A 22,481-nucleotide genomic window follows, 5' to 3' on the forward strand; every position below is an offset into this window, starting at 1 on the left:
GGGTATCTTTGCCTTGGGGAATGCGGGTGCGAATCCCGCGCTATGCCAGTAACCGTAAGGTTCTCGGGCGGAAGGACGGACGGCGAAGCGAGGCTTCGGCTGTCGCGCCCCCTCCGCGCCGGGGCGAAGTCGGAACACCAAGCCGAGAGGCACGAGCCCTGGAAGAGAAAGGTTTGCCTCATGTACCAGAATGTCGAGAAATCCCTGCGCAAGAAGTTTTTCGCGAGCGTCCTCGCCCTCGCCCTCGCGGCAATGCTGGCTCTCGCCGGATGCGCCGGCGAGACCGCTCCGGCCGATACTGCCGCCGATGCGGACAATGCCGCAGCCGAGCAGCCGGCAACCGGCGACGGCGCGGCTGCGGGCGCGGACGCGAAGGCCGGAGACGCAGCTGGCGCCTCCGATGCTGCCGAGGCGAAGGTGACTGTGTCGGTGGCCATGCCCGAGGGCGCGGCGGCTTCCTCCGAGAGCGCCGAGGTGTCCATCCCCGCCGAGGGCACCGTCTACGACGCGCTTGTGGCCACGGGCTGGGACGTGCAGGCCGAGGACGGCGATTACGGGAAGTACGTCACCTCCATCAACGGCATTGCCAACGGCTCGGAGGGTGAGATGAGCGGTTGGGTGTTCACGGTGAACAGCGAGCAGGTCACGGAAGGCTGCGACGCCTGCAAGCTGGCCGACGGCGACACTGTCGAGTGGACGTTCTTCGTCTAGGATTCCCTTTGGCCCGGGCGAAGCGCCGGCAGGGGCCGCTGCCCGAGGCGGCCATCCGTGCAGGAGGGTAGCGTCAGCTGCCTTGGCGCTTTCTCGGGCCGCTTTCTTCTATGGGCCTGTTTGGAGACGACATACTCATGCGGAGCCACCCGGGGCTTGCCCTGGCCTACTTCGCGTGCGTCATCGGCATCACCATGGTGGTCGCAAGCCCGGTGTTCGCCGGCATCTCCCTGGCCGGAGCTGCTTTGGCGGCGCTGGCGGCCCGCGGTCGGGCGGCGCTGCCCGGGCTGGGCGCCTCCGTGGTGCTCGTGGTCTTCGTGACGGCGGTGAACCCCCTGTTCAACACCGCGGGCAGCACCGTGTTGCTGCAGGTGTTCGGCCGCCCTTACACGGCCGAGGCCCTTCTGTTCGGGGCGGTGCTCGCCGCTCAGCTGGCGGCGTCCCTCCTGTGGTTTTCGGCGGCGGGCCGGGCACTGACCCCCGAGAAGGCGACCTACCTCTTCGGTGGGGCGGCACCGGCGCTGTCTGCCGTGCTCACCCTGGTCGTGCGGCTCGTGCCCGCTTACGGGCGCCGGGCGCGCGCCGCGGCCGAGGCGCGGGACGCGATGGGCTGCGGCCCTGCGTCGGCGCACGGCATGGTGGGAAAGGCCCGGGCCGGGGCGACGGTGCTCGCCGCGCTGACGGCATGGTCGTTGGAACAGGGGGTGACTACGGCCGATTCCCTGGCGGCGCGCGGCTTCGGCACGGGGCGGCGCACGGTGTGGGGGCGCTATCGCCTCACGGTACGTGCGGGGCTCGCCATGGCCGCGCTTGTCGCCCTTCTGGCCCTCGTGGGCGTAGGGCTCGCGGCCGGTGCGGGCGGGGCGCAGTTCCTGCCGCAGTTCGCGTTGCCGGCCGCAAGCCCCCTCGTGGCGGCCGCATGGGCGGCTTGGGCCGCGCTCGTCATCGCGCCGACGCTCGTCGGCGCGGGAGAGGAGGCGCTGTGGCGCTGCTCGCTCTCGACCAGGTGACCTTCACCTACTCCGGCGCGGAGGCCCCGGCGATCGACGGGGTGACCCTCGCGTTCCCGCCGGGCAGCTATACGCTTATCGCGGGGCTTTCGGGCTGCGGGAAGACGACGCTTTTGCGCGCGCTCAAGACCCCGCTCGCGCCTGCAGGCCGGTGGGAGGGCGCGGTGCGCTGCGATGGCGTGCCCCTGGCGGAAATTCCCCTGCGCGATCAGGCTCGGCGCATCGGCTTTGTCATGCAGGAGCCCGATGCCCAGATCGTCTGCGACTCAGTGGAGGCCGAGCTGGCCTTCGGATTGGAGAACGTGGGCGCCCCGCGCGAGGTTATCGGGTTGAAGGTGGCGGAGATGGCGAGCTTCTTCGGCATCCAGCCATGGCTGTGCTGCCGAACGGCGTGCTTATCGGGCGGTCAGAAGCAGCTGTTGAACTTGGCGGCCGTTCTGGCGCTCGGGCCGGAGGTGCTCGTGCTGGACGAGCCCACGAGTCAGCTCGACCCCTTGGCAGCCGACGAGTTCCTCGCCGCGGTGCGCCGCGTGAACCGCGAGCTGGGTGTGACGGTGGTCATGGCCGAGCATCGGTTGGAAGGAACCCTCGCTGACGCCGACCAGCTCGCAGTGCTCGAAGACGGACGTGTGGCCGCGGCGGGGGAGCCCCGTGCGGTGGCGGCTCAGCTATGCGCGGCGGATTCGCCGATGGCAGCCGCCCTCCCGGCGGCCCTGCGGGTGTGGGCCGCGGTGGAGGGCACCGGTAACTGTGCACCCGAGGCCGGCTCCCTGCCGCCCCTGACGGTGCGCGAGGGCCGCGCGTGGCTGGGGGCGCGAGAGCGCGGTCACGCTGCGGGCGGCGCTCCCGAAGGCATCCTCTCGTCCCCGGCGGCAGGGTCAGGTTCGATGGGCGCCTCTGACGCAGCATACGCCCCTGCCCCGTGCGGCGGAAGCGGTTCGGGGGCGAGCGGCCCTGCGGCCCTGCGCCTGCGCGACGTGTGGTTCCGCTACGAGCGCGAGGCGCCCGACGTGCTGCGGGGCTTTTCCCTCGACGTGCGGGCGGGCAGCGTGACAGCGCTCATCGGTGCCAACGGGGCCGGGAAGTCCACTGTGCTCAGGGCGGCCTGCGGCTTGGCACGGCCCTACCGTGGCTCGGTGGAAGTGCTCGGGCAGAGGCTGCGCCGCCGCGGTGCAGCGCCCGCTGCCGGCCCGGTGGCACTCCTTCCTCAGGATCCCACGCTGCTCTTTTCCCGCGAGACCGTGCGCGAGGAGCTGGCGGACGGGGGCCCCGATGCCCGCGATGCCGAGGCCCTGTCCCTCCGCACCCGTAGCGTCGAGGCCGCCTCGGCCAGCGCTTCGGCTGTGGCCGAGATCGCGGCGCTCTGCGCCATCGAGCCGCTCATGGACGTCCATCCCCTCGATCTGTCGGGCGGCGAGCGCCAGCGCGTGGCCCTGGCGAAGGTGCTGCTCGCACGTCCGCGCTTGTTGCTGCTCGATGAGCCGGGCAAGGGGGTCGATGCGGCCTTCAAGGCCGAGCTCGGCGCGCTGCTGCGCCAGGTGGCCGCTCAGGGAGCCGCGGTGCTCATCGCCTCCCACGACCTTGACTTCTGCGCCCGATGGGCCGACGAGACGGCGCTCGTCTTCGACGGGGCCGTGGCCGCCGCAGCCCCGCCGCGCGCCCTGTTCGCCCGCGCCGACTTCTACACCACCGCTGCGAGCCGCATGGCCCGGGGCATCATCCCAGATGCGGTGACGGTGGAAGACATCGTGGAAGCCTGCCGCCGAGAAGGGGAGTGATCCCATGTCCAAAAGCGCATACCGCCTCGTGCTCGCCGGGCTGGCCGTCCTCGTGCTTGCGGCCACGGCTGTCATCACGGTGCAGCGCGTCAGCCCCTACGTGGCCGCCGTCCTCATCATCGCTTTGGCCACGGCACCCTTCCTCATCTCCTTCGAGCGAAGCCGGCCCGATGCTCGCGAGGTGGTGCTCATGGCGGTGCTCACGGCCCTGGCCGTGGCCTCCCGGGCCGCCTTCGCCTTCGTGCCGCACTTCAAGCCCATGGCGGGCGTGGTCATGATCGCCGGCATCGCCCTCGGCCCCCGGGCCGGGTTTCTCGTGGGCGTGCTCGCGGCTCTCGCCTCGGGCTTTTTGTTCGGCCAAGGGCCTTGGACGCCGTTTCAGATGCTCGCCTTCGGGGCGGCGGGCGCCGCGGCGGGCCTGCTGGGCGCATGCGGCGCCTTCCCCCGCGCGGGCTTGAGCTTGGGCCAGCGCGTCGGTCTCGCTGCGGGCGGCTTTGTCTTCGTCGTGCTCGTGCTCGGACCGATCCTCGACACGAGCACGCTCTTCCTCATGGCCTCGTCCCTCACGCCGGCCAGCGCTGCCGCGGTGTACCTGGCGGGACTTCCCGTAAACACCGTCCACGGTGCGGCCACGGCCCTCACGCTGCTTTTGGCCGCCAACCCGCTGCTCGGCCAGATCGCCCGGGTGCGACGCAAGTACGGTCTGGAGTAGCCCGTCGCAGCGTCCGCCGGGGCCCTGCTCGCGTGGGCAGCGGCGATGCGCCCAACGCGCCGGCAACGCGGGGTGCCTTTGCGCCCATCCGATGCCCGCAAAGCCTATAATGAACCTGTCATGCCCGAGACGAAGGAGTATCCCCATGGTCATCCTCGACGCCCCCTACGCGTCTGCGCCCCTGCTCGACTATTTAGAGACGTCGGCGCAGCCGGTGCTCGCCAACGATTTCTCTCGCCAGCTCGTGGCGGAAGGCCGCACCTTGCACCTGGCCGACGATGCCGAGGCGGCCCGGCGCCTGGAGGCGGGCGAGCGCGTGTACACCAATTCCGAGAACGCTCTCGCGTGGATTCTCGAGCGCGTTGACAACCCCGTGCTCACTGATGCCATCCGTCTGTTCAAGGACAAGGCGGCCATGCGCGAGAAACTCGCCGCTCTGAACCCGGGGCTGTTCTACGCCACGGTTTCCCGTGAGGAGCTGGATGCCGTGAACGTGGCCGATCTGCCCCTGCCTGTGGTGCTGAAGCCGTCGGTGGGCTTCTGCTCCATGGGCGTCTACGTCATCGGGGAGCCCGACGACTGGGCCGAGGCCACCTCCGACATTGCCCGGCGCGAGGAGGGCTGGCATGCGCGCTATCCCGACAGCGTCGTGGGCGGCGAGACCTACATCATCGAGGGCTTCATCGCCGGCACCGAGTACGCGCTCGATTGCTACTTCGACGAAGAGGGCGCGCCGCACATCCTGAACATCCTGCGCCACGACTTCGCCGACGCGGAGGACACCTCCGACCGCATGTACCTTACCGATGCGGCCATCGTGAGCGCCATGGAGCCGCGCTTTGCCGCGTGGCTCGCCCAGGTGAACGAGGTGGTGGGCGCCCGCAGCATCCCCGTTCACGTGGAGGTGCGGGTGGACGGCGACGCCATCGCCCCCATCGAGTTCAACCCCCTGCGTTTCGCCGGCCTCGGCGGCACCGACGTGGCCTATTTCGGCGTGGGCCTGCGCACCTACGAGGCCTTCCTGGAAAACGAGAAGGTCGATCTCGCGGCGCTCTACGCGGCCCGTCCCGACTCGGTGTATTCCATGTCGCTGCTGAACCCCGCGCCCGAGGCCGATCTGGCCGCCCCCTTTAACAGCGAGGCGCTGCTGGCCCGCTGCTCGCACGTGCTGTCCTATCACGACTTCGATCCCGAGACCGTGGGCTTCTACGGCTTCCTCTTCCTGGAAACAGGGGCCGATGAGGCCGGGGCCGCCGAGCGCGACTGGCTCCTGCGCAGCGATCTTTTGGAGTTCGTCGGCTAGTCCTCGCGCGCCCGGCGGGTTGTTTCCAAGCGGCGGCAACCTGCTTCCAACGGCGGGATGACGGCCCGCGAACAAACCTATCGCGAATCGAACCGCTCAGCTTTTGCCCCTCTATGCTGAAGCTGGCACGGTAACGACGCTTGCCGTGCCTTCTCCGAGTGCAAGGTGGGTGATCGCGATGACGCGAATGAGCGAGTGGAAGAGCGGCCGTCGAGGGGGTCTGCCGGCGGCTTTGGCGTTGGCGGCTCTCTTGGCAGTGGGCTTCGGGCTCGTGGGGGCTCCGTCTGCCGCCGCGGCGGAAGCCGACGCCCTACCGGGTTCCTATCAGTTGCCGCTGCACGCCGCGGCCGCCTCTGCGAAGGGCGGCACGCCGGTCGCAACGGGGGACGGCGCCCCGGCTGCGACGAAGAGCAGCTCCCCGGCTGCGAAGGGGGACGGTGCCCCGGCTGCGACGAAGGACGGCTCCGCATCGGCCACGGCGAAGAGCAGCTCCCCGGCTGCGAAGGGGGACGGTGCCCCGGCTGCGACGAAGGACGGCTCCGCATCGGCGGCGGGGAAGGAGCCGCGAGCCATCAAGCCTGCCCAGCCCGCATCGTTTGCCATTACCGGCATGAAGTATCTGCAAGGGCGCTCTCTTGCGGCTGGCGAGTTCACCTTCCGCTTGGGCGTGGCTGGCGTTGCATCGATTCCGCCTCAGTCCGATTTGCCGAAGAAGCTGCGCCAGGGCAGCTCGCTGAGCGCAGCCGAGAAGTACGAGCTGGTAACTGAGGCCGACCTGACCTACTATCCCTCGGCCACTCAGCCTGCGCCTTCCGATATCACGGTGGAAAACGCCGCCGACGGCACGGTGGCTTTCGAGCCCCTCGTCTTCGACGCGACGTCGGTTGGGGAGACGGCCACCCAGCGCCACCAGGGAGCGATCTTCTGCTACACCATTGCCGAGCTGCCCCCGCGCAACGCCGATGGCACGTTGAAGGACGGCGTGACGCGCGACGCCCTCGGGCGGTACGTCTATCGGGGCGTCACCTACGACAACTCCGTGAAGCGCGTGTACCTCTACGCATACGAGACCGGCGACGATTCCAACAATCCCGAGATTGCCGTCGTGCCGCTGGGCGATGCCGCCTTCGCGGGTGCTCCGCTGAAGAGCGCCGTCGGCTCCGGCATGGGCTTCGTGAACATATTCAACGGCGCTGTGCTCGATTCGTATCGGGGCGCCGTTTCCCTTGATGGCGACGCCATCGCATCCGGCGAGTTCAACTTCGCCGTGCGCGAGGTGGGCGAAGACGGCAAGCTGATCGACGAGCACGAGGTGTCGTGCGAGGCGTCGAAGGGCGGCCATGCGGCACCGATCCAACTTATTGCCGATGCGACGTACGATGAGCCAGGGCGTTTCTTCTATGCGGTGAGCCAGATCGAGTCGGCGCGGTCGGTTGCCTCGAAGGTGAAGCTGGACGAGGCGTCCTATGTCATCACCGTGGAGGTGCGAAAGGGCGACGACGAGCGCCTCGATGCCGCGGTGACCTATGTGCGCAAGAAACCGGCGGACAGCGACCAATGGGTCGATGTGGACCTCGATGCCAAGCCGAGCCCCGTTGTCTGGGAGAACACGCAGAAGGCGGCCGACAATCCGGCTGACGACGGGAGCGAGGGCGGAAGCGGTGCGGGATCGGCGACGAAGCCGGACGATTCCCAGAACGCCGGTGCGGATGCAGGCACCAGCGGCAGCGGCGTCGGCGCCGGAGCAGATGCAGACGCTGGCGGTGGAGCAGATGCCGGTGCGGATGCGGGCACCAGCGGCAGCGGGGCCGATGGCGGCCCGGGGGATGCGACGACCACCGTTCCCGCTGAGGGCGTCGGGCGCCCCGATGCCGCCGGCTCCGGCGACGTCGCGACCGACGCGGCCTCCGAGGCCGATGGGCCCGATGGGACCGGCGATGCCGACGATGCCGCTGGGGTCGATGAGGCCGTCAAGCCGGGCGACCACCAGGGCAACGCTTCTGCGTCTTCCAAGCCGACCGCCAAGGACGATGAGTCCTCCGCGGATGGTGGTGCGGCGAAAACGGACGTTGCCGCGGGCGCAGAGGGCGCCGATGCGTCCAAGGCCCCCGGCGCCTTCGCCCAGACCGGCGACGACCTCGGTTTGCCGATGCTCATCGCATTTCTCGTGGTCATTGCAAGCGGCGTGGTCTTGGCTGTGGTGAGCCGTCGTCGCAACCCGCGAGGCTAGGCCGTGAACAACCAATGATGACAGGGCGCCTCGGCTTTGAGCTAAGGCGCCCCATTGTATAATGAGCAAGTCTGCCGCCTCGGCGGCTTAGATGCCCTGAAACGCACTGCAACCGCACCACCCGAGGAGGTCCGTCCTTGAAGAAAGCCCTGCTGCTCATATTGGGCATCGTGGCCGTCTGCTTCCTCATCGGCAATGCCGATTACCTGGCCAACTTCATCGATACACTGAAGACGGGGGCGCTTGTGCCCCTTGTACTCTCCATTATTCTCATGCTGGGACGCCATTTCGTGCAGGCCGCCTCCTACGACGCCGCCTTCGACGCCGTGGGCCACGCCACGGGCTTCTGGCACAACGTCATCCTTATCTTCTCGCTCGTGTTCATCAACACGTTCTGCCTGTTCTCGGGAGCTACCGGGGTGGCCTTCATCATCGACGACGCCCATCGCGAGGGGTGCGATGCGGGGCAGTCCACGGGAGGTGCCATTCTCTCCCAGATCGGATACTTCGCCGCCATCTTCGTCATTTCCGCCATCGGGTTTTTCACGATGCTCGTGGCCGGTCAGGTGAACTTCCTCTTCGTGACCGGCGCGGTGGTGCTGGCGGGCACGCTTGTGGCCCTGTCGAGCCTGTTTTTCATCGGCTACCGCAAGCCGCGGGTGCTCTACCGGTTCTTTTTGGGGCTCGAGCGTGCGCTCAACCGCGTGATCGGCCTGTTCAAGAAGGCCCTGCCCGCCGGGTGGGGGCGCAAGACGGCCCATTCCTTCGAGAACACGGCGAACATTTTGGCCCGCAACCCCAAGGGCACGCTCATCACCGTGGCCTATGCGTCGCTGTCGGCCATTCTGAACATGGCCACACTCGTGGCCATCGGCTTCGCCTTCGGCTTCGAGCAGGCGGCGCCTTTGGTGGCGGCCTTCGCCGTGGCGGCCATCTCGGTCATCTTGAGCCCCACGCCCCAGGGCATCGGCGTGGTGGAGGCGGCCATTGCGGCCATCCTCACGGCATCGGGCTGCTCGCTGGCCACGGCCACGGCCATCGCGCTCGTGTACCGCGGCATCATGTTCTGGATTCCCTTCTGCATCGGCGCGGTGCTGCTCTCCCAATCGGGCTTCTTCGCCAGCAAGAAGACGGCCACCGAGGAGCAGAAACACAAGGACATCGGCTGGATCGCCGGCACGCTCGTGGCCATTATCGGGCTCGTGAACATTGGCCTCGCGTTCATCCCCTCGTCGTTTGCGCCCTACACCATGCTCACGTCCTGGATCGACATGTCCACGGTGTTCGTGGGCGGCCCGCTCATCATCGGCTCCATGCTGCTGCTCGTGCTGGCGGTGGGGCTTGTGCTGCGCTTCCGTACGGCGTGGGCCTTCACGGTGTGTCTGCTCGTGCTCATCGCCGGGGCCGAGTTTCTGTTCCAGGGCACGATCCATGTGGGCGTCGCGGGCGTTCTGCTGGCGGTGTGGCTGTTCCTGAAGCGCCCCGCCTTCGACCGCCCCTTCTCGCTCGGATCGCTCCAGCACTACGTGGACGACGCCCTCGCCCACGCGCGCAAGCGCATCGACGGTGCGCGCGAGCGGAGCCAGGCCCGGCGTGCGGCCACGGAGGCGGCTTCCGAAGATTTACGAAGGAAAACAGGTTGGGAACAGCAGGCCCAGGAGGGGCTAACGCTGAGTAAAACCACCCCCGATGGCGCTATGCTGGTAGCCGAGGACGACGGTGCGTCCGGCTCGCCCTGCCCGGCAGCTTCCGAGGGTCCCGTGCTCTGCCCGGGACGTGCCGAGGGACGCGAGGGCTAGGCGCGCAGCCGTCCCGCGCCGCCAAAAACGGAAAAGCGGAGGTACGCTATGCGCGGGAATTTGCAGAAGATCATGATCGGCATTGTGGTTGTGATCGTGCTCGCGTTCATATTGTTTTCGGGCGACTCGCTCGTGAAGCTGGTGGACACCATCAAGCAGGGCACGCCTGCTTTCATTATCGCGGCGGTGGCGGCCCAAGTGGGCAAGTACCTGGCCCAAGGCCGGGGCTTCCAGGCCTGCTTCAACACGGTGAACGGACATGTCAGCTATGGTACGGGGCTTTCGCTCGTGTTCGGCACCTTCTTCATGAACACGGTGGCACCCTCTATGAACCTGGCGGGCACCTCGCTCGTTATGGCCACGGCCACGAAGAACGGCATGCAGGCGGGCAAGGGCACTACGGCAGCGCTGCTCATGCAGCTGTCCATCGACACCGGGTTCGTCATCATCATGCTTGTCACCTTCGGGGCGCTGTCGTTTACCGTGGGGCTGCAGCCGGGGTGGCTCGCCGTCGGCGCAGTGGCCATCGCGCTCGTGGGTGGCCTCGTGTTCATGATCACCGTGGGCGGCCTCAAGCCCAATTTGGTGCTGAAGGTGCTGCACCCCTTCGTGAAGCTGGCCGACAAGGTGCTTGCCCATTTCAAGAAGCCGCCGGTGGACGATGCCGTCACGCGCACCATCCACAACTTCTCCGATGCGGCCCACCTCATCACTAAGAACCCGCGAAAGACCGTGCAGTCGTTTCTGTGGACCACGTTGTCGAGCGTCTGCGAGATGGGCTGCTTCGTGCTCGTGGGCTTCGCCTTCGGCGTGCACCACCCAGAAGCGCTGATCTGCGGGTATGTGGTGGCCACGCTGTTTGCTATGATTTCTTTCGTACCCCAGGGCGTGGGCGTGGTGGAGGCGGCGGTGACCGTGGCCTTCGCGCTGTTCGGCGTCGACTCGGCCACGGGTCTGGCTGTGGTCATGGTGTACCGCGGCATCGTGTTCTGGCTGCCGTTCTTGGTGGGCGCCTTCGTCATCCAGCGTATGAGGGCCTTCGTGCCCAGCAAGAAAAAGATCGAAGGCGCCATGGCCCAGGATCTGAACTCGGCGGTCTCCGGCCAGGCGGCGGCTTTGGAAGAGGCTTCGGAAGCTTTCGCAGCGGAGCCCGCAGGCATCTCGACCACGTCGATGGAGGTCGAGCCCGCGGCTGCGGCCGGCGAGCCCGCGGCTGTCGCGACCGCCTCACAGGAGGCGGAGTCGTCGGTTGCGGCCGACGCGCCGAAGGAAGGAACGCGCTCGGCGAAGGCGCCTGAGCTGGCGAAGTGAGAGGATATCGCAGATGGAAGAGACGAAGCTGACCGGAGCGGCCGAGGATGTGGCCCGCAAGCGCGAGGCCCAGGGGCTAAACCACACCCTCGGCGTGAAGTTCACCAAAATAGAGCCGGGGCTTGTGGAGGCCGTGATGCCCATCACTCCGGCCATCCTGCAGCCCTTTGGTTTTGTGCACGGAGGCGCCACCATCGCGCTTTTGGAATCGGTGGCCTCGGCCGGCGGCGAGTTCGCCTGCGATCTGGAAACCGAGCAGCCCTTCGGCGTGCATGTGGATATTCGCCACAAGAAGAGCGGCAAGGTCGGTAGCGTGCGCGGGGTGGCCAGGCTGACTGAACGTGTTCCCTCCACAAAGGCTGGCTACAAGCTGATGTGGGACGTGGCGGCCTACGATGACGATGGCGACATTATGAGCGATGGCGTTATCGTGGTGAAGGTGGTGCCGAAGGACTACCTCGCACAAAAGGAAGCCGAGCGCGGCCGGTAGGGTTTCGGCATGCTAGGGGAGCTAAGCGCTTCGAGGCGGCTGGGCCTGGAGGGGTGTCGAGGCGGCTGGGCTTGAGGGGGGGCGGCAGGAGCGCGCCCTGGTCACCTTATGCATATCGGGCTAGAATTCGCAGCGGTGCGCATTTTGCGGCGATTTGTATAGGTTTGCTGCGAGTTTTCCCTCGATATGCATAGATTCCAGCTTGCTGAGGCTCTCAAAACTATGCATATCGAACCAAAAGATGCAGAAGCGAGAATCTGGCGAGATATGCATGGGCCGCTCCGGATGCGGACGAACGCAAGCCGCCTGTGCCGATACTAGAAAGACGACGGGCTGCGTTCTCGCGTAAGCCACCCGCATCGATGCCGGCAGTGATGGGTTGCACTCTCGCTTGCCGCCGCGGCCCCGGTGTCGTGCGTGTGCATCCTCGATTCGCGTGAAGAGTGCGTATCTCCGAACTTTTTCCTTGCGCGGTGCAGCTTCTGTGGTATCATATCGTTCGCTGTTCGCGAGAAGAGCACTTTCGGGTTGTGGCTCAGTTTGGTAGAGCGCTGCGTTCGGGACGCAGAGGCCGCAGGTTCAAATCCTGTCAACCCGACCATGAAACGTTCGAACCCCGGCATCTTACGATGCCGGGGTTCGTTGTTTTCTACCAGAGTGTCAATATATGGGCATTATCCCAGATGGAATTTATATTCATACAAGCATAGTGTGTTTTACGGTAGGGCGTTTTCGCCTTGGGCCGCCGGCTGCGTCCTAAATCCTTTGTTATGCAGGATGCGGTACGGCGAGGTCTGTCTATAAGATGACCGCGACCCGTAACGAAGCACGTGTTCCCAATGGATCGGGTCAAGACCGGAAGAGGAGGATTCCATGGCTAGCACTGATTTGAAGCATTCCGGAGGAGGGCTTTCTCGCCGTCGCTTTCTCCAGGGGCTTGCGGTCGGCACCGTGGCCGCTGCGGGGTTGACCAGCTGCGCGCCGGCGGCCGATTCAGGCGACGATTCGTTGTCTGAGACGGGCGAGGGGAGTGGCGCGGGCTACCAGTACGATTGGGAGACGGCCGAGGGGGAGATCGTCCACGGCGTATGCCCGAAGAACTGCTACGACACCTGCCGCATCTGCACCAAGGTCGTCGATGGCGTTGCCGTTCAGATTCGCGGTGACAAGGACAACCCCTACACGGCGGGCAGCCCGTGCGTCAAGGGCCAGACCTACCTCGACTACCACTATTCGGAAGACCGCATCATCTATCCCATGAAGCGCGTGGGACCGAAGGGCCCCGGCGCCCAGTTCGAGCGCATCTCCTGGGAAGAAGCCGTGCAGACGGTGACCGACCGCTTCAAGGAGATCATTGCCAACGAGGGTTCCGAGGCCATTGTGCCCTATACGTTCTCGGGTACGTTTGGCCTGATCAACGGTTGCTTCTTCAGCGGCGTTCTGCGCTTTTTGTACCGCATGGGTGCCTCGGCTCTGATGCCGAATATGTGCGAGGCCGCCGGCGTGGCCGCACTGCCCTACACGTTCGGCTCCCAGAAGGACGTCGATCCCGAGCAGTATGCCAATACCAAGCTGTACGTGTCGTGGGGCAGCAACCTCTCGGCGACGTCGGTCCATGCTGTCAAGTACGTCAAGCAGTGCATCGAGAACGGCGGCAAGGTCGTCGTGGTCAACCCGTTCCGCATTCCGTTGTGCGAGTGGGCCGATCAGTGGATCAAGATTCGTCCCGGCACCGACACGCCGTTCGCTCTGGGTGTCGTGAAGATCCTGCTCGATGAGGGCATCTACGACAAGGAGTACGTCGAGAAGTACTGCATGGGCCTTGACCAGCTGAAGGCCGCCGCCGACTTGTGGCCGGCCGAGCGCGTGGCCAAGACGTGCGATTGCACGGTGGAGGAGTTGCAGACGTTCGCTCGCACCTACGCGGAGGCCGAGACGTCCATCATTCAGATCGGCATGCAGGTCAACCGCGACTCCAACGGCGGTTCGAAGATTCGTGCTATCAGCTTCCTGCCCGCCCTGACCGGTCAGATCGGCACGAATGCCGCCGCTGGCTTCCAGTGGCTCACCTGCGGCTATTGGGCGCTCAACTTCGACAATGTGAGCATGGGCACCGAGCTGTTGGGCGCGTCCACGCCCGGTGGCGGCTATGTGACCACGTGGGATCAGATTAAGGATGGCGGCTACAAGTACCGCGTCATCAACATCACCGACTATGCGGACGTCCTGAACGAGACGGGCCGCTATGAAGGCGAGCCCTGCCGCGCGGTCTTTGTCTACAACGGCAACCCCCTGGTCAGTGTTCCCAACAACAAGCGCGTGCGCGAGGGCTTGGCCCGCGACGAGGTGTTCGTGGTGGTCTCGGACAAGTGGTACACCGACACGGCCGACTACGCCGACATCATCCTGCCTTGCACGGACCTGCTGGAGACCGAGGACATCCACCAGGACTACCATGGTTGGTACATCAACCACAACACGCCGGCTGTTGAGCCGGCAGGCGAGGCCAAGACCAACATCGAGATGGCCAACACCCTGGCCAAGGCCATGGGCTACACCGATCCGTGCTTCGACGACGACATTCCCGCTCTGGCCAAGGCCCTGATCGAGGGAACCGAGGGCGCGAACCCCATTTACGGGCCCAATATGAGCTACGAGACGCTCAAGCAGGAGCACTGGCGCAAGCTTCCCGACTTCGTTCCCTATGCGGACGATCTCGCTAACGGCTTCGCCACGCCCTCGGGCAAGATCGAGTTCTACTCCGATCGCCTCAAGGAGCTGGGATTGCACCCGGTCGTCGAGTACATTCCCTCGGCCGAGAGCAAAGACGGCACGCCCGATCTGGCGGCGGTCTATCCCCTCAACTTCCTTACGGTGACCTCGAAGAATCTGTGCGGCTCGAACTGGCACAACATCGGCAAGATCCGTCTGCTGCACGGCGACCCCTACCTGTACATCAACGAGGCCGATGCTGCAGCCCGCGGTATCGCCGACGGGGATGCGGTCGAGGTGTTCAACGATCGCGGCGTGTGCAACTCGCTGACGGCCATGGTCGTCGGGGACGACGTTATTGCTGCGGGCAACGTTGCCGGCTTGAAGAGCGCATGGCCGAAGGTCATGGACGGCAAGAACAATGTGAATGTGACCACGCCCAGTTACACGTCCGATTACGGCATGGGCACGTCCTTCCAGGCCAACCTGGTTGATGTGCGCAAGGCCTAACGACGTTCGTGAAGAAGAAGGAGCTACCTCATGGCTAGTCAAATGGGTTTTCTTTTGGATCAGAAGTGGTGCATCGGCTGCCAGTCCTGCGTCACGGGCTGCCAGATGCGCCATCGCACCCCCGATGAGGTGCAGCTGCGCAAGGCCACCAGCTTCGAGCAGCAGCCCGTGGGTCCCTGGATTACCGTGGCCTGCAACCACTGCGCCGATCCGGCCTGCGTCAGCGTGTGCCCCACGGGTGCTACGGTGAAGCGCGAGGACGGTATCGTGGTGCACGACCCCGAGGTGTGCATCGGCTGCCAGTCGTGCATCAAGGCGTGCCCTTACGAGCACCCCGTGTACCTGGAGGAAGAGAACCGCATCATCCGCTGCGATATGTGCGCTGCGCGCCTGGATGCGGGCGATGTGCCGGCCTGCGTCGAGGCCTGCCCGATGAAGATCCTCACCGTGGATACGGTGGAGAACAACGAGGCTGCAGGCGGCGTGCCCGAGGGCGCGGGCTTCACTGTTGAGTCCACGAATCCTACGACGCGCTTCATTCCCATTCGGTAAGCGCCGATCTACCCGTTGAGAGCGGCCGCCTCTTCGGAGGCGGCCCCTATGAGAGAGGGGCCTCGGGGCGGCATTGCGCGCCTCCCCTTTGCAGGCAATGCTGCACCGAGGCCCGCGATGCGAGGAGACATCATGGATCACCAGGCAACTCTGGAAGCGTTGCAAAGCGAATTAGGCGACCGCGCCAGCACGGTGGACGTGCGCCGCGTGGTGTACAGCCACGACATGGGCACCCTGCCCGATGTGGTGAAGAAGTTCATCCGCACCCTGCCCGATATGGTGGTGCAGCCGGAAACGGTGGAAGAGGTGCAGCAGATCGCGCGCCTGGCTCGCGACGGGGGCGTGCCCCTCACGCCGCGGGGCTCGGCCTCGGCCGGCTATGGCGGCGCGGTGCCCGCGGCCGGCGGCATCGTGGTGGATATGTACCGCATGCGCGGCCTGGTGTCTGTAGACGCCGAGGCCGGCACGGCCACGGCGCTGCCGGCGACCACCCTGCAGGATATCGACGAGGCTCTGCGCGCTCAGGGCTTCCGCATGCCCCTCATGCCGACGAGCGCCCCTTCGGCTACGATCGGCGGGTTTGTGGGCCAGGGCGGTGCCGGCATCGGCAGCGCCGCTGCGGGCACCCTGGCCGACAATCTCGTGTCGGTGACCGCTGTGCTGGGCGATGGCTCCCTGCGCACCTTCGAGGGCGATGAGGTGGCCCTCGTCTACGGTATGGAGGGCATTACCGGCATCGTGACCGCTGTGACTTTCCGCATGCTATCCGCCGGGGAAGAAACCGTGGCGGCGTTCTCCTTTGCCGATGCTGCGGCGGCTCAAGCCTTCGCCCGTGCAGCCCAGCGGGCCGGCGCATGGCACGTGAACATCCAGCCGCCGAACTACGTGGCTCTTATGAACCGAGCCACCGGTGCCGCCCTCCCCGAGAACTGGATCGTGCTGGCGGTGACCGCCGACGTCGATGGCCTGGGCGCGGCTGCGGCGGCAGCCCACGGCACCGATCTGGGCGCCGGGGCGGCTGCTGCCCTCTGGGCCGAGCGTTACTATCCGCTGCGGGGCAAGAAATTCGGTCCCTCGATCATCCCCGTCGATGTCCTGGTGCCCCAGGACAAGCTAGTCGCCTTCAACGAGACCATGGTGAAGAAGTACGAGGACTCCTTCGTCTACGAGGCCACGGTGATGGGCGATACCATGCTGGCCCTGATCGGCTTTATTCTGGCCGACGAGCGCAAGGACGACTTCACCATGGCCTTTGCGAATTCGCTCGTTATCTCGGAGGTGGCGAAGAAGCTGGGCGGCCGCGCCTACGCTTCGGGCATGTATTTGACCGCCGAGTCCGAGGACATCTTCGGCCTGGACACCTTGAAGCGTGTGGCCTCCTTCAAGGCCGAGACCGATCCGGCCGGCATCATGAATCCCGGCAAGGTGCTGCCCCCGTCGCTGGACGGGAAGTCGCCGGCAAAGCTGATCGCCCGCGCCATTGGATCGGCTCGCGGAGTGGCCGGCATCGGTGCGGCTCTGGGCCGCGTGCTCGGCGGCCGCAATAACGAGGTGAAGCCCCTCACCGATCTGCCCAATCATATGGAAGAGAGCGCCTTCGCCTGCGCCGAGTGCGGTTTCTGCCGCAGCAAGTGCACGGTCTTTCTGCCCGATCCGTGGGAGGACAACTCCCCGCGCGGCAAGTGGTACCTCATCAAGGAATACGCCAAGGGCCATATTCCCTTCGACGTGTCCATGGTGCACAAGCTGAACATCTGCACTACTTGCAAGCGCTGCGAGCAGACCTGTGAAGTGTCGCTGAAGATGGCCGACGAGTACCTGGGTGCCAAGCCCTACTTCAAGCAGAAGGGCTTCTCGAACGCCGGCCTGGCGGCCCTGCGCGGCAACGTGCTGGGCACGGGCAACTTCTGGGGGTCGGACGTGGAGGCCCTGAGTTGGCATACCGACGACATGCGCTTCAGCGATACTGGAGAAATCGGGTTCTGGCCTGGCTGCTGGACCCAGACCATCTCGAAGAACGCAGCTCAAAACGCTGTGCACCTGTTGAACGCCGCTGGCATCGAGCCGGTAGATCTGGGCGATAACGGATCGGATATCTGCTGCGGCTTCTACCTGTTCTTGGGCGGCTACGCCGAGGATTTCGAAGCACGCGTCGTGGAGAACATCAAGCGCATGAACGCGGCCGGCGTGAAGCAGGTTATCACCCCCTGCCCTGCGTGCCTGGCCACCTTCGCCGAGCTGTACGGCGGCATCGCCGAGGCCCACGGGTTGCCCTTCGACATCGAGTTCGTCCACTCGGTGGTCGTGTTGAACGAGCTGGTGGAAAGCGGCACGCTGGACTTGGGCGCTGGCGAGCCAGTGGATGTGAAGGTCACTTATCACGATCCGTGCCATCTGGGTCGTTGGTTCAACGTGTACGAGGAGCCGCGCAACTTTATCAGGGCGGTGCCTGGTGTGGACTACGAGGACATGCGCCACAACCGCCAGGACTCGCTGTGCTGCGGTTTGGTGAACGCCTTCTACGAGATCGGCAGCGTGCCAACCTCCGGCGTGGCCCGCGTGTCCGAGGCCGATGAGGTGGGCGCCGACTACATTCTGACTGCCTGCGCCGGTTGTGGCGTACAGGTGAACAACATGTGCGTGGCGGCCCAGACCCATGCTCGGCAGATGGACATCACCGATTTGGCGGCGAAATCCTTGGGATTTGAGGTGTACGACTCCAACGAGGCAGCCCAGGCCTACTTTGCGGCAGCGGTCGATCTGCTGAGTACCTCCACCACCATCCAGGACCAGTAGCCAACGCGCGGCGGCCGGGCTTCCTTCCCCGGTCGCCGCCTAACCTGCGAGGAGCTGTGAGCTATGGACGAATCGATGAACCCGGCTGCTGCGGTGGCTGCCCTGGCCGATATCACGGCCATGCGGCGCGAGCGTTTCGCCGTGACTGCCGCGGTGTTCAGCCGCGAGACTCCCGCCGAGGCCGTGCGCCACATGGTGGCCGAGGCCGCAGGGGCGGTCGGCGTGCCGGACGCCTCGCCTGAGGATCGGCTGGGCCGGGCTCTGGCGGCGCTGTCTTGCGACGATATGGAATCCCTGGCCACGGCCACGCGTACCGAGTACGCCCGGCTGTTCTTGGGGCCGCGCGAGGTGATGGCGCCGCTGCACGAATCGGCCTATCTGTCGGGCGTATCGCGCATGTTCACGGCGGATACCCTGGCCGTGCGTCGTTTCTACGAGTGTCATGGCTACATCATGAAGGCGAAGAACCGCGAGCCCGAAGATGCTATCGGTACCGAGTTGGAGTTTTTGCGCAACCTGTGCGACGGCCTGTTGGTGGCCCTCGGCTCGGAGGCGTCTCGCGAGGTCGCCGATGGCGCCTTGGCCGCCGGCATCGAGAGCGTGGAGTCGGCGGTTGTCGATCCGGCGGCGGTAGTGGCGCTGCTGCGCACCCAGAGCGCTTTCGCCGAGCAGCATCTGAACCGGTGGGCGCATCGATTCTGCGCTCGTGTGCGCGAGCATGATCGAAGCGGTTTCTACGCGGCTTGGGCCCGCTATCTCGATGAAGTGCTGGACGAGGACGCGGTGCTGGAAGAGGAGAGCGAGCGGCTCGCCGCGATGCTGACGGCGTAGGGAGCGCTTGGGCTCGGTTTCGGGCTCATCGTGAAGGGGAGAGTTCCTATGAGTTTTCTCGTTGTGTTGATCATCACGGCGGCGGTGGTGGCGGTGGCGCACCGCTGCATTCATCGGATGCCGTGGCTATGGTACGGTTTGGCCGTGGCTCTGGATCTGCTGTATGTGGCAGGGGTGGGACTGAACTTCCCGCCGGCCGCGCTGCGGGTGCTGGCCCCAGTGGTGCAGCAGGGCATGGCGGCCACCTCGCTGTTCGTCATCGTGATGTACTGCGGCGTGTTCGCGGAGTCATCGCCCGTGCGCCGCGCCATCGGCCCCATTCGGGCCGAGCTGTCCCTCATGGCGTGCATCCTCGCGCTTGCCCATTGTCTGAACTACCTCAGCTCCTATCTGGGGCCGCTGGCAACTCACCTGGACGCCCTGGCAGTCAACCAGCAGGCATCGCTGCTGGTGGCCCTCGTGCTCTTCGTGTTGCTGATCGTGCTTGGTGCGACCTCGGTCAAGGGCATCAAGCGGGCCATGCGGGCTTCGGTGTGGAAGAACGTGCAGCGGGCCTCCTACGCGTTCTTCGGGCTCATCTTCGTACACGAGGTACTGATTCTGTATCCCGCCGCCCTGAAGGGCGTGGGCGATGCGACTTCGACGCTGGTGGTCGGCGCTGTGGTGTTCGGTGCCTACGGTGTGCTGCGCGTGGGGCGTTTTGTTCTTGACCGCTCCTGCGCCCGCGCAGCGGCATCCCCGCGGCGCAACGACCTTGAAGAGGAGGCATCCCGTGTTTACGTCGGCTAAGACTTCCCTGTCCGTCCAGCCGGAAAAGCTGGTGGACTCCTACGGGCGCGTCAGCGACGGCACGCGCACCGTGTTCGGCTATTGCAGCGTGAACTGCGAGGGCCGCTGCATCCTGAACTTTCACATGAAGGGCGACGAGTTGGTGTGGGTAGAATCGGACCGCTCCATCGACGATGGGGCCGACGCGCGCCAGATTCGAGCCTGTCTGCGCGGCCGCTCTATACGCGAGTGGATCAACCATGCCGAGCGCCTGAGCTATCCGCTGCGACGGGTGGGTCCCCGCGGTTCCGGGCGCTTCGAGCGCGTCAGCTGGGACGAGGCACTGGATCTGATCGCCCGCAACTTGGCGCGGGTGGTGGAGACCTACGGCAACGAGGCGGTCTATATCAACTTCGCCAGCGGCGTCATGTGCGCCAACATCATGGGGTTCCTCCATCGGTTCATGAACCTCTACGGCGGCTGTCTGGACGGTTATGGCGACTACAGCCATTCCCAAATCGACGCGGCCCTTCCCTATATGTACGGCGCACGCGATGCCAACACCCCTTCGGATGTGCGCCATAGTAAGCTCGTGGTGCTGTTCGGCGACAACAGCTTCGAGACGAAGATGTGCGGGGGCGGCGGCTCGGTGCACCTGAAGGACGCCCTTGCCGAGGCCGATGTGCGCACCATCGTCATCGACCCGCGCTATTCCGAGACGGCGGCGAACTGCGCCGACGAGTGGGTGGCCATACGCCCGGGCACCGATGGGGCGCTGGCGGCCGCGCTGGCCTACGTGATGATCGAGGAAGGCCTGGTGGATGCCGCGTTCCTCGCCCGCTACTGCGTGGGCTACGATGAGGATACGCTGCCCTCCTCGGCCCCGCCAGGCTCCAGCTACAAGAGCTACATCATGGGCGCTGGCCCCGATAGCTGTCCGAAGACGCCCCAGTGGGCCAGCGCCACCACCGGCGTGCCCGTCGATACCATCGTGAAGCTGGCTCGCACCATTGCGGCGGCGAAGCCCTGCGCCATTTGCCAGGGCAAGGGTCCCCAGCGCCACAGCAACGGCGAGCAGACGGCCCGGGCCATCGCCATGCTGGCCGTGCTCACGGGCAACGTGGGCATATCCGGGGGCAATACCGGGTCGGATTTCGAGACCTACCGTTTCTTCGAGGGCGACGTGCCCGGTCCCGACAATCCCGTCGCGGCGGCCATCCCGGTGTTCCTGTGGACCGATGCCATCGCCCGCGGCCCCCAGATGACGGCGGCCGAGGACGGGGTGCGGGGGGTCGATCGCCTGCGCTGCGGCATCAAGTTTCTCTGGAACTACGCGGGCAACACCATTATCAACCAGCACTCGAACATCAACCGCACCCACGACATTCTGGTGGACGAGGATGGCTGCGAGTTCATCGTGGCCATCGACACCTTCCTGACGGCCTCGGCGCGTTATGCCGATGTGGTGTTGCCCGACCTGATGCCCGTAGAACAGCCCAGCCTCATCGCCAACGACTGGGCGGGAGATGCGGGCTACGTGCTCATGAATTCCCAGTACCTGCCGGCTCGCGGCGAGCGGCGCACCCTGTATTGGATGCTGTCCCAGCTGGCCGAGCGCCTCGGCTTCGGCGAGGCCTTCACCGAGGGGCGCAGCGAGGAGGAATGGCGTCAGGTCATCTACGATCAGGCCCGTGCCGCCGACCCCGACCTGCCTCCCTACGACGAGCTTTTAGAGGTAGGAGTGTACCGCCGTGACAATCCCGATGGGGCGCACGTGGCCTTCAAGGAGTTCCGGGACGACCCCGAGGGCCATCCCCTGGACACCCCCTCGGGCAAGATCGAGGTGTACTCCGAGAAGATTCTGGCGGATACGGCCCATTTCGTGCTGCGCGACGACGAGGTGATCAGTCCGCTGCCGGTGTACGCGCCGCTTACCTTCGAGCCCGGCACTGCCGACCGGGAGCGATTCCCCTTGCAGCTGATCGGCTACCATCATCGCAGCCGTGCCCATTCCTCCTACGGTTCGCTGGACACCATCAAGGAGCGGGCTCGCCATCAGTTGTGGATCAATCCGGTGGATGCGGTCCCCCGCGCCATCGAGGACGGTGAGGAAGTGGAGGTATCCACGGCCTTCGGGCGTCTGCTCATCGAGGCGAAGGTGACTGAGCGCATCATGCCCGGGGTGATCGCCCTGGGCGAGGGCGCGTGGCATCGGGCCGACATGGAGGGAGACCGACTCGATCGGGGAGGATGCATCAACACGCTCACTTCGAGCCGCCCCACGCCGCTGGCCAAGGGAAATCCGCAGCATACGAATTGTGCCCAGGTACGGAAGGCGGGGTGAGCACCGTGGGAAAGCAGTACGGTTTCCGGGTAAACGCGGCCCGTTGCACGGGATGCAAGACCTGTGAGATGGCTTGTCGTGACGCCTATCAGCTAGGCGAGACGCCGTCGTTTCGGCGGGTGTGCGAAGCCTCGGGGGGCACGTGGATGCAGGAGGGCGCCGCCTGGCACCACCAGGTGTTCACCTATTACCTGTCCATTGCCTGCAACCATTGCGACGATCCGGTCTGTCAGCAGGTGTGCCCGTCGGGAGCCATGCGCAAGCAGGACGACGGCTTCGTGGTGCTCGACAGCCATCAGTGCATCGGCTGCGGCAGCTGCGCCTTCGCTTGTCCCTATAAGGCCCCTAGCTATAGTCGGGTCCTGCGCGTCATGCGCAAGTGCGACGGGTGCCGTGCCCGCGTGGAGGAGGGGCGAGTGCCGTTGTGCGTGGAGGCGTGCCCCATGCGCGCTCTGGAGTTCGGCGAGATTGACGAGATACGGGGCCGTCACGGGTCGCAGTGCGATGTAGCACCGCTGCCGCCGGGCAGCTATACCCGCCCCAATATCGTGATCACATCCCATCGCCATGGCTGTCCGTCCGATACGGCCCAGTGCGTGCTGGCCAACGGAAAGGAGATCTAAG

Annotated in this window: 16 protein-coding genes and 1 tRNA gene; all 17 read left to right on the plus strand. The window is 65.8% G+C overall.

Features of this window, described 5'->3' with window-relative positions; genetic code table 11:
* Positions 1–180 precede the first annotated feature (180 nt).
* Positions 181–711, plus strand: a complete 531-nt coding sequence (locus tag C811_RS16980) for a DUF4430 domain-containing protein (RefSeq protein WP_016310399.1) — start codon at positions 181–183, stop codon at positions 709–711.
* Positions 712–848: 137 nt separating this feature from the next.
* A complete protein-coding gene (locus tag C811_RS14260; RefSeq protein WP_016310400.1) occupies positions 849–1,721 on the plus strand; it encodes a hypothetical protein in 873 nt (290 codons plus the stop codon).
* Positions 1,694–3,499: an ABC transporter ATP-binding protein gene (locus C811_RS14265; RefSeq protein WP_016310401.1), complete on the plus strand. Its 1,806-nt coding sequence runs from the start codon at positions 1,694–1,696 to the stop codon at positions 3,497–3,499. Before C811_RS14260 ends, C811_RS14265 begins: the two co-directional genes overlap by 28 nt.
* A gap of 4 nt (positions 3,500–3,503) precedes the next feature.
* Complete coding sequence (locus tag C811_RS14270) at positions 3,504–4,211, plus strand: ECF transporter S component (protein WP_016310402.1); 708 nt, start codon at positions 3,504–3,506, stop codon at positions 4,209–4,211.
* 145 nt (positions 4,212–4,356) lie between these two features.
* Complete coding sequence (locus tag C811_RS14275; protein WP_016310403.1) at positions 4,357–5,514, plus strand: ATP-grasp domain-containing protein; 1,158 nt, start codon at positions 4,357–4,359, stop codon at positions 5,512–5,514.
* Positions 5,515–5,692: 178 nt separating this feature from the next.
* Entirely contained in the window at positions 5,693–7,744 is a 2,052-nt protein-coding gene (locus C811_RS14280; RefSeq protein ID WP_016310404.1) for a Spy0128 family protein, read from the plus strand.
* Positions 7,745–7,881: 137 nt separating this feature from the next.
* Positions 7,882–9,543, plus strand: coding sequence for a lysylphosphatidylglycerol synthase transmembrane domain-containing protein (locus tag C811_RS14285; protein ID WP_016310405.1), 1,662 nt, complete (start codon positions 7,882–7,884; stop codon positions 9,541–9,543).
* A gap of 48 nt (positions 9,544–9,591) precedes the next feature.
* The gene (locus C811_RS14290) at positions 9,592–10,854 is read left to right on the plus strand and encodes a lysylphosphatidylglycerol synthase transmembrane domain-containing protein (RefSeq protein ID WP_016310406.1); all 1,263 of its coding nucleotides are present in this window, start codon (positions 9,592–9,594) and stop codon (positions 10,852–10,854) included.
* A 13-nt stretch (positions 10,855–10,867) separates the two neighbouring features.
* The gene (locus C811_RS14295) at positions 10,868–11,344 is read left to right on the plus strand and encodes a PaaI family thioesterase (protein ID WP_016310407.1); all 477 of its coding nucleotides are present in this window, start codon (positions 10,868–10,870) and stop codon (positions 11,342–11,344) included.
* A 524-nt stretch (positions 11,345–11,868) separates the two neighbouring features.
* Positions 11,869–11,945 (plus strand) — tRNA-Pro (locus C811_RS14300).
* 272 nt (positions 11,946–12,217) lie between these two features.
* Complete coding sequence (locus C811_RS14305; protein WP_016310408.1) at positions 12,218–14,566, plus strand: molybdopterin-dependent oxidoreductase; 2,349 nt, start codon at positions 12,218–12,220, stop codon at positions 14,564–14,566.
* A gap of 30 nt (positions 14,567–14,596) precedes the next feature.
* Entirely contained in the window at positions 14,597–15,118 is a 522-nt protein-coding gene (locus C811_RS14310) for a 4Fe-4S dicluster domain-containing protein (protein WP_016310409.1), read from the plus strand.
* Between the two features lie 132 nt (positions 15,119–15,250).
* The gene (locus C811_RS14315) at positions 15,251–17,914 is read left to right on the plus strand and encodes an FAD-binding and (Fe-S)-binding domain-containing protein (RefSeq protein WP_016310410.1); all 2,664 of its coding nucleotides are present in this window, start codon (positions 15,251–15,253) and stop codon (positions 17,912–17,914) included.
* 63 nt (positions 17,915–17,977) lie between these two features.
* Positions 17,978–18,745 carry a TorD/DmsD family molecular chaperone gene (locus C811_RS16080; protein ID WP_016310411.1) on the plus strand — a complete coding sequence of 256 codons (768 nt, stop codon included), beginning with the start codon at positions 17,978–17,980 and terminating at the stop codon, positions 18,743–18,745.
* A 48-nt stretch (positions 18,746–18,793) separates the two neighbouring features.
* Positions 18,794–19,534 (plus strand): ferric reductase-like transmembrane domain-containing protein, encoded by a 741-nt coding sequence (locus C811_RS17135; protein ID WP_016310412.1) that lies wholly within the window; start codon positions 18,794–18,796, stop codon positions 19,532–19,534.
* The gene (locus C811_RS14330) at positions 19,518–21,857 is read left to right on the plus strand and encodes a DMSO/selenate family reductase complex A subunit (protein WP_016310413.1); all 2,340 of its coding nucleotides are present in this window, start codon (positions 19,518–19,520) and stop codon (positions 21,855–21,857) included. The genes C811_RS17135 and C811_RS14330 overlap by 17 nt, the downstream gene beginning before the upstream one ends.
* Positions 21,854–22,480, plus strand: coding sequence for a DMSO/selenate family reductase complex B subunit (locus C811_RS14335; RefSeq protein ID WP_022926671.1), 627 nt, complete (start codon positions 21,854–21,856; stop codon positions 22,478–22,480). The genes C811_RS14330 and C811_RS14335 overlap by 4 nt, the downstream gene beginning before the upstream one ends.
* Position 22,481: the final 1 nt, after the last annotated feature.

This window comes from Adlercreutzia caecimuris B7 (genome assembly GCF_000403355.2).
Classification (GTDB): Bacteria; Actinomycetota; Coriobacteriia; order Coriobacteriales; family Eggerthellaceae; genus Adlercreutzia; species Adlercreutzia caecimuris.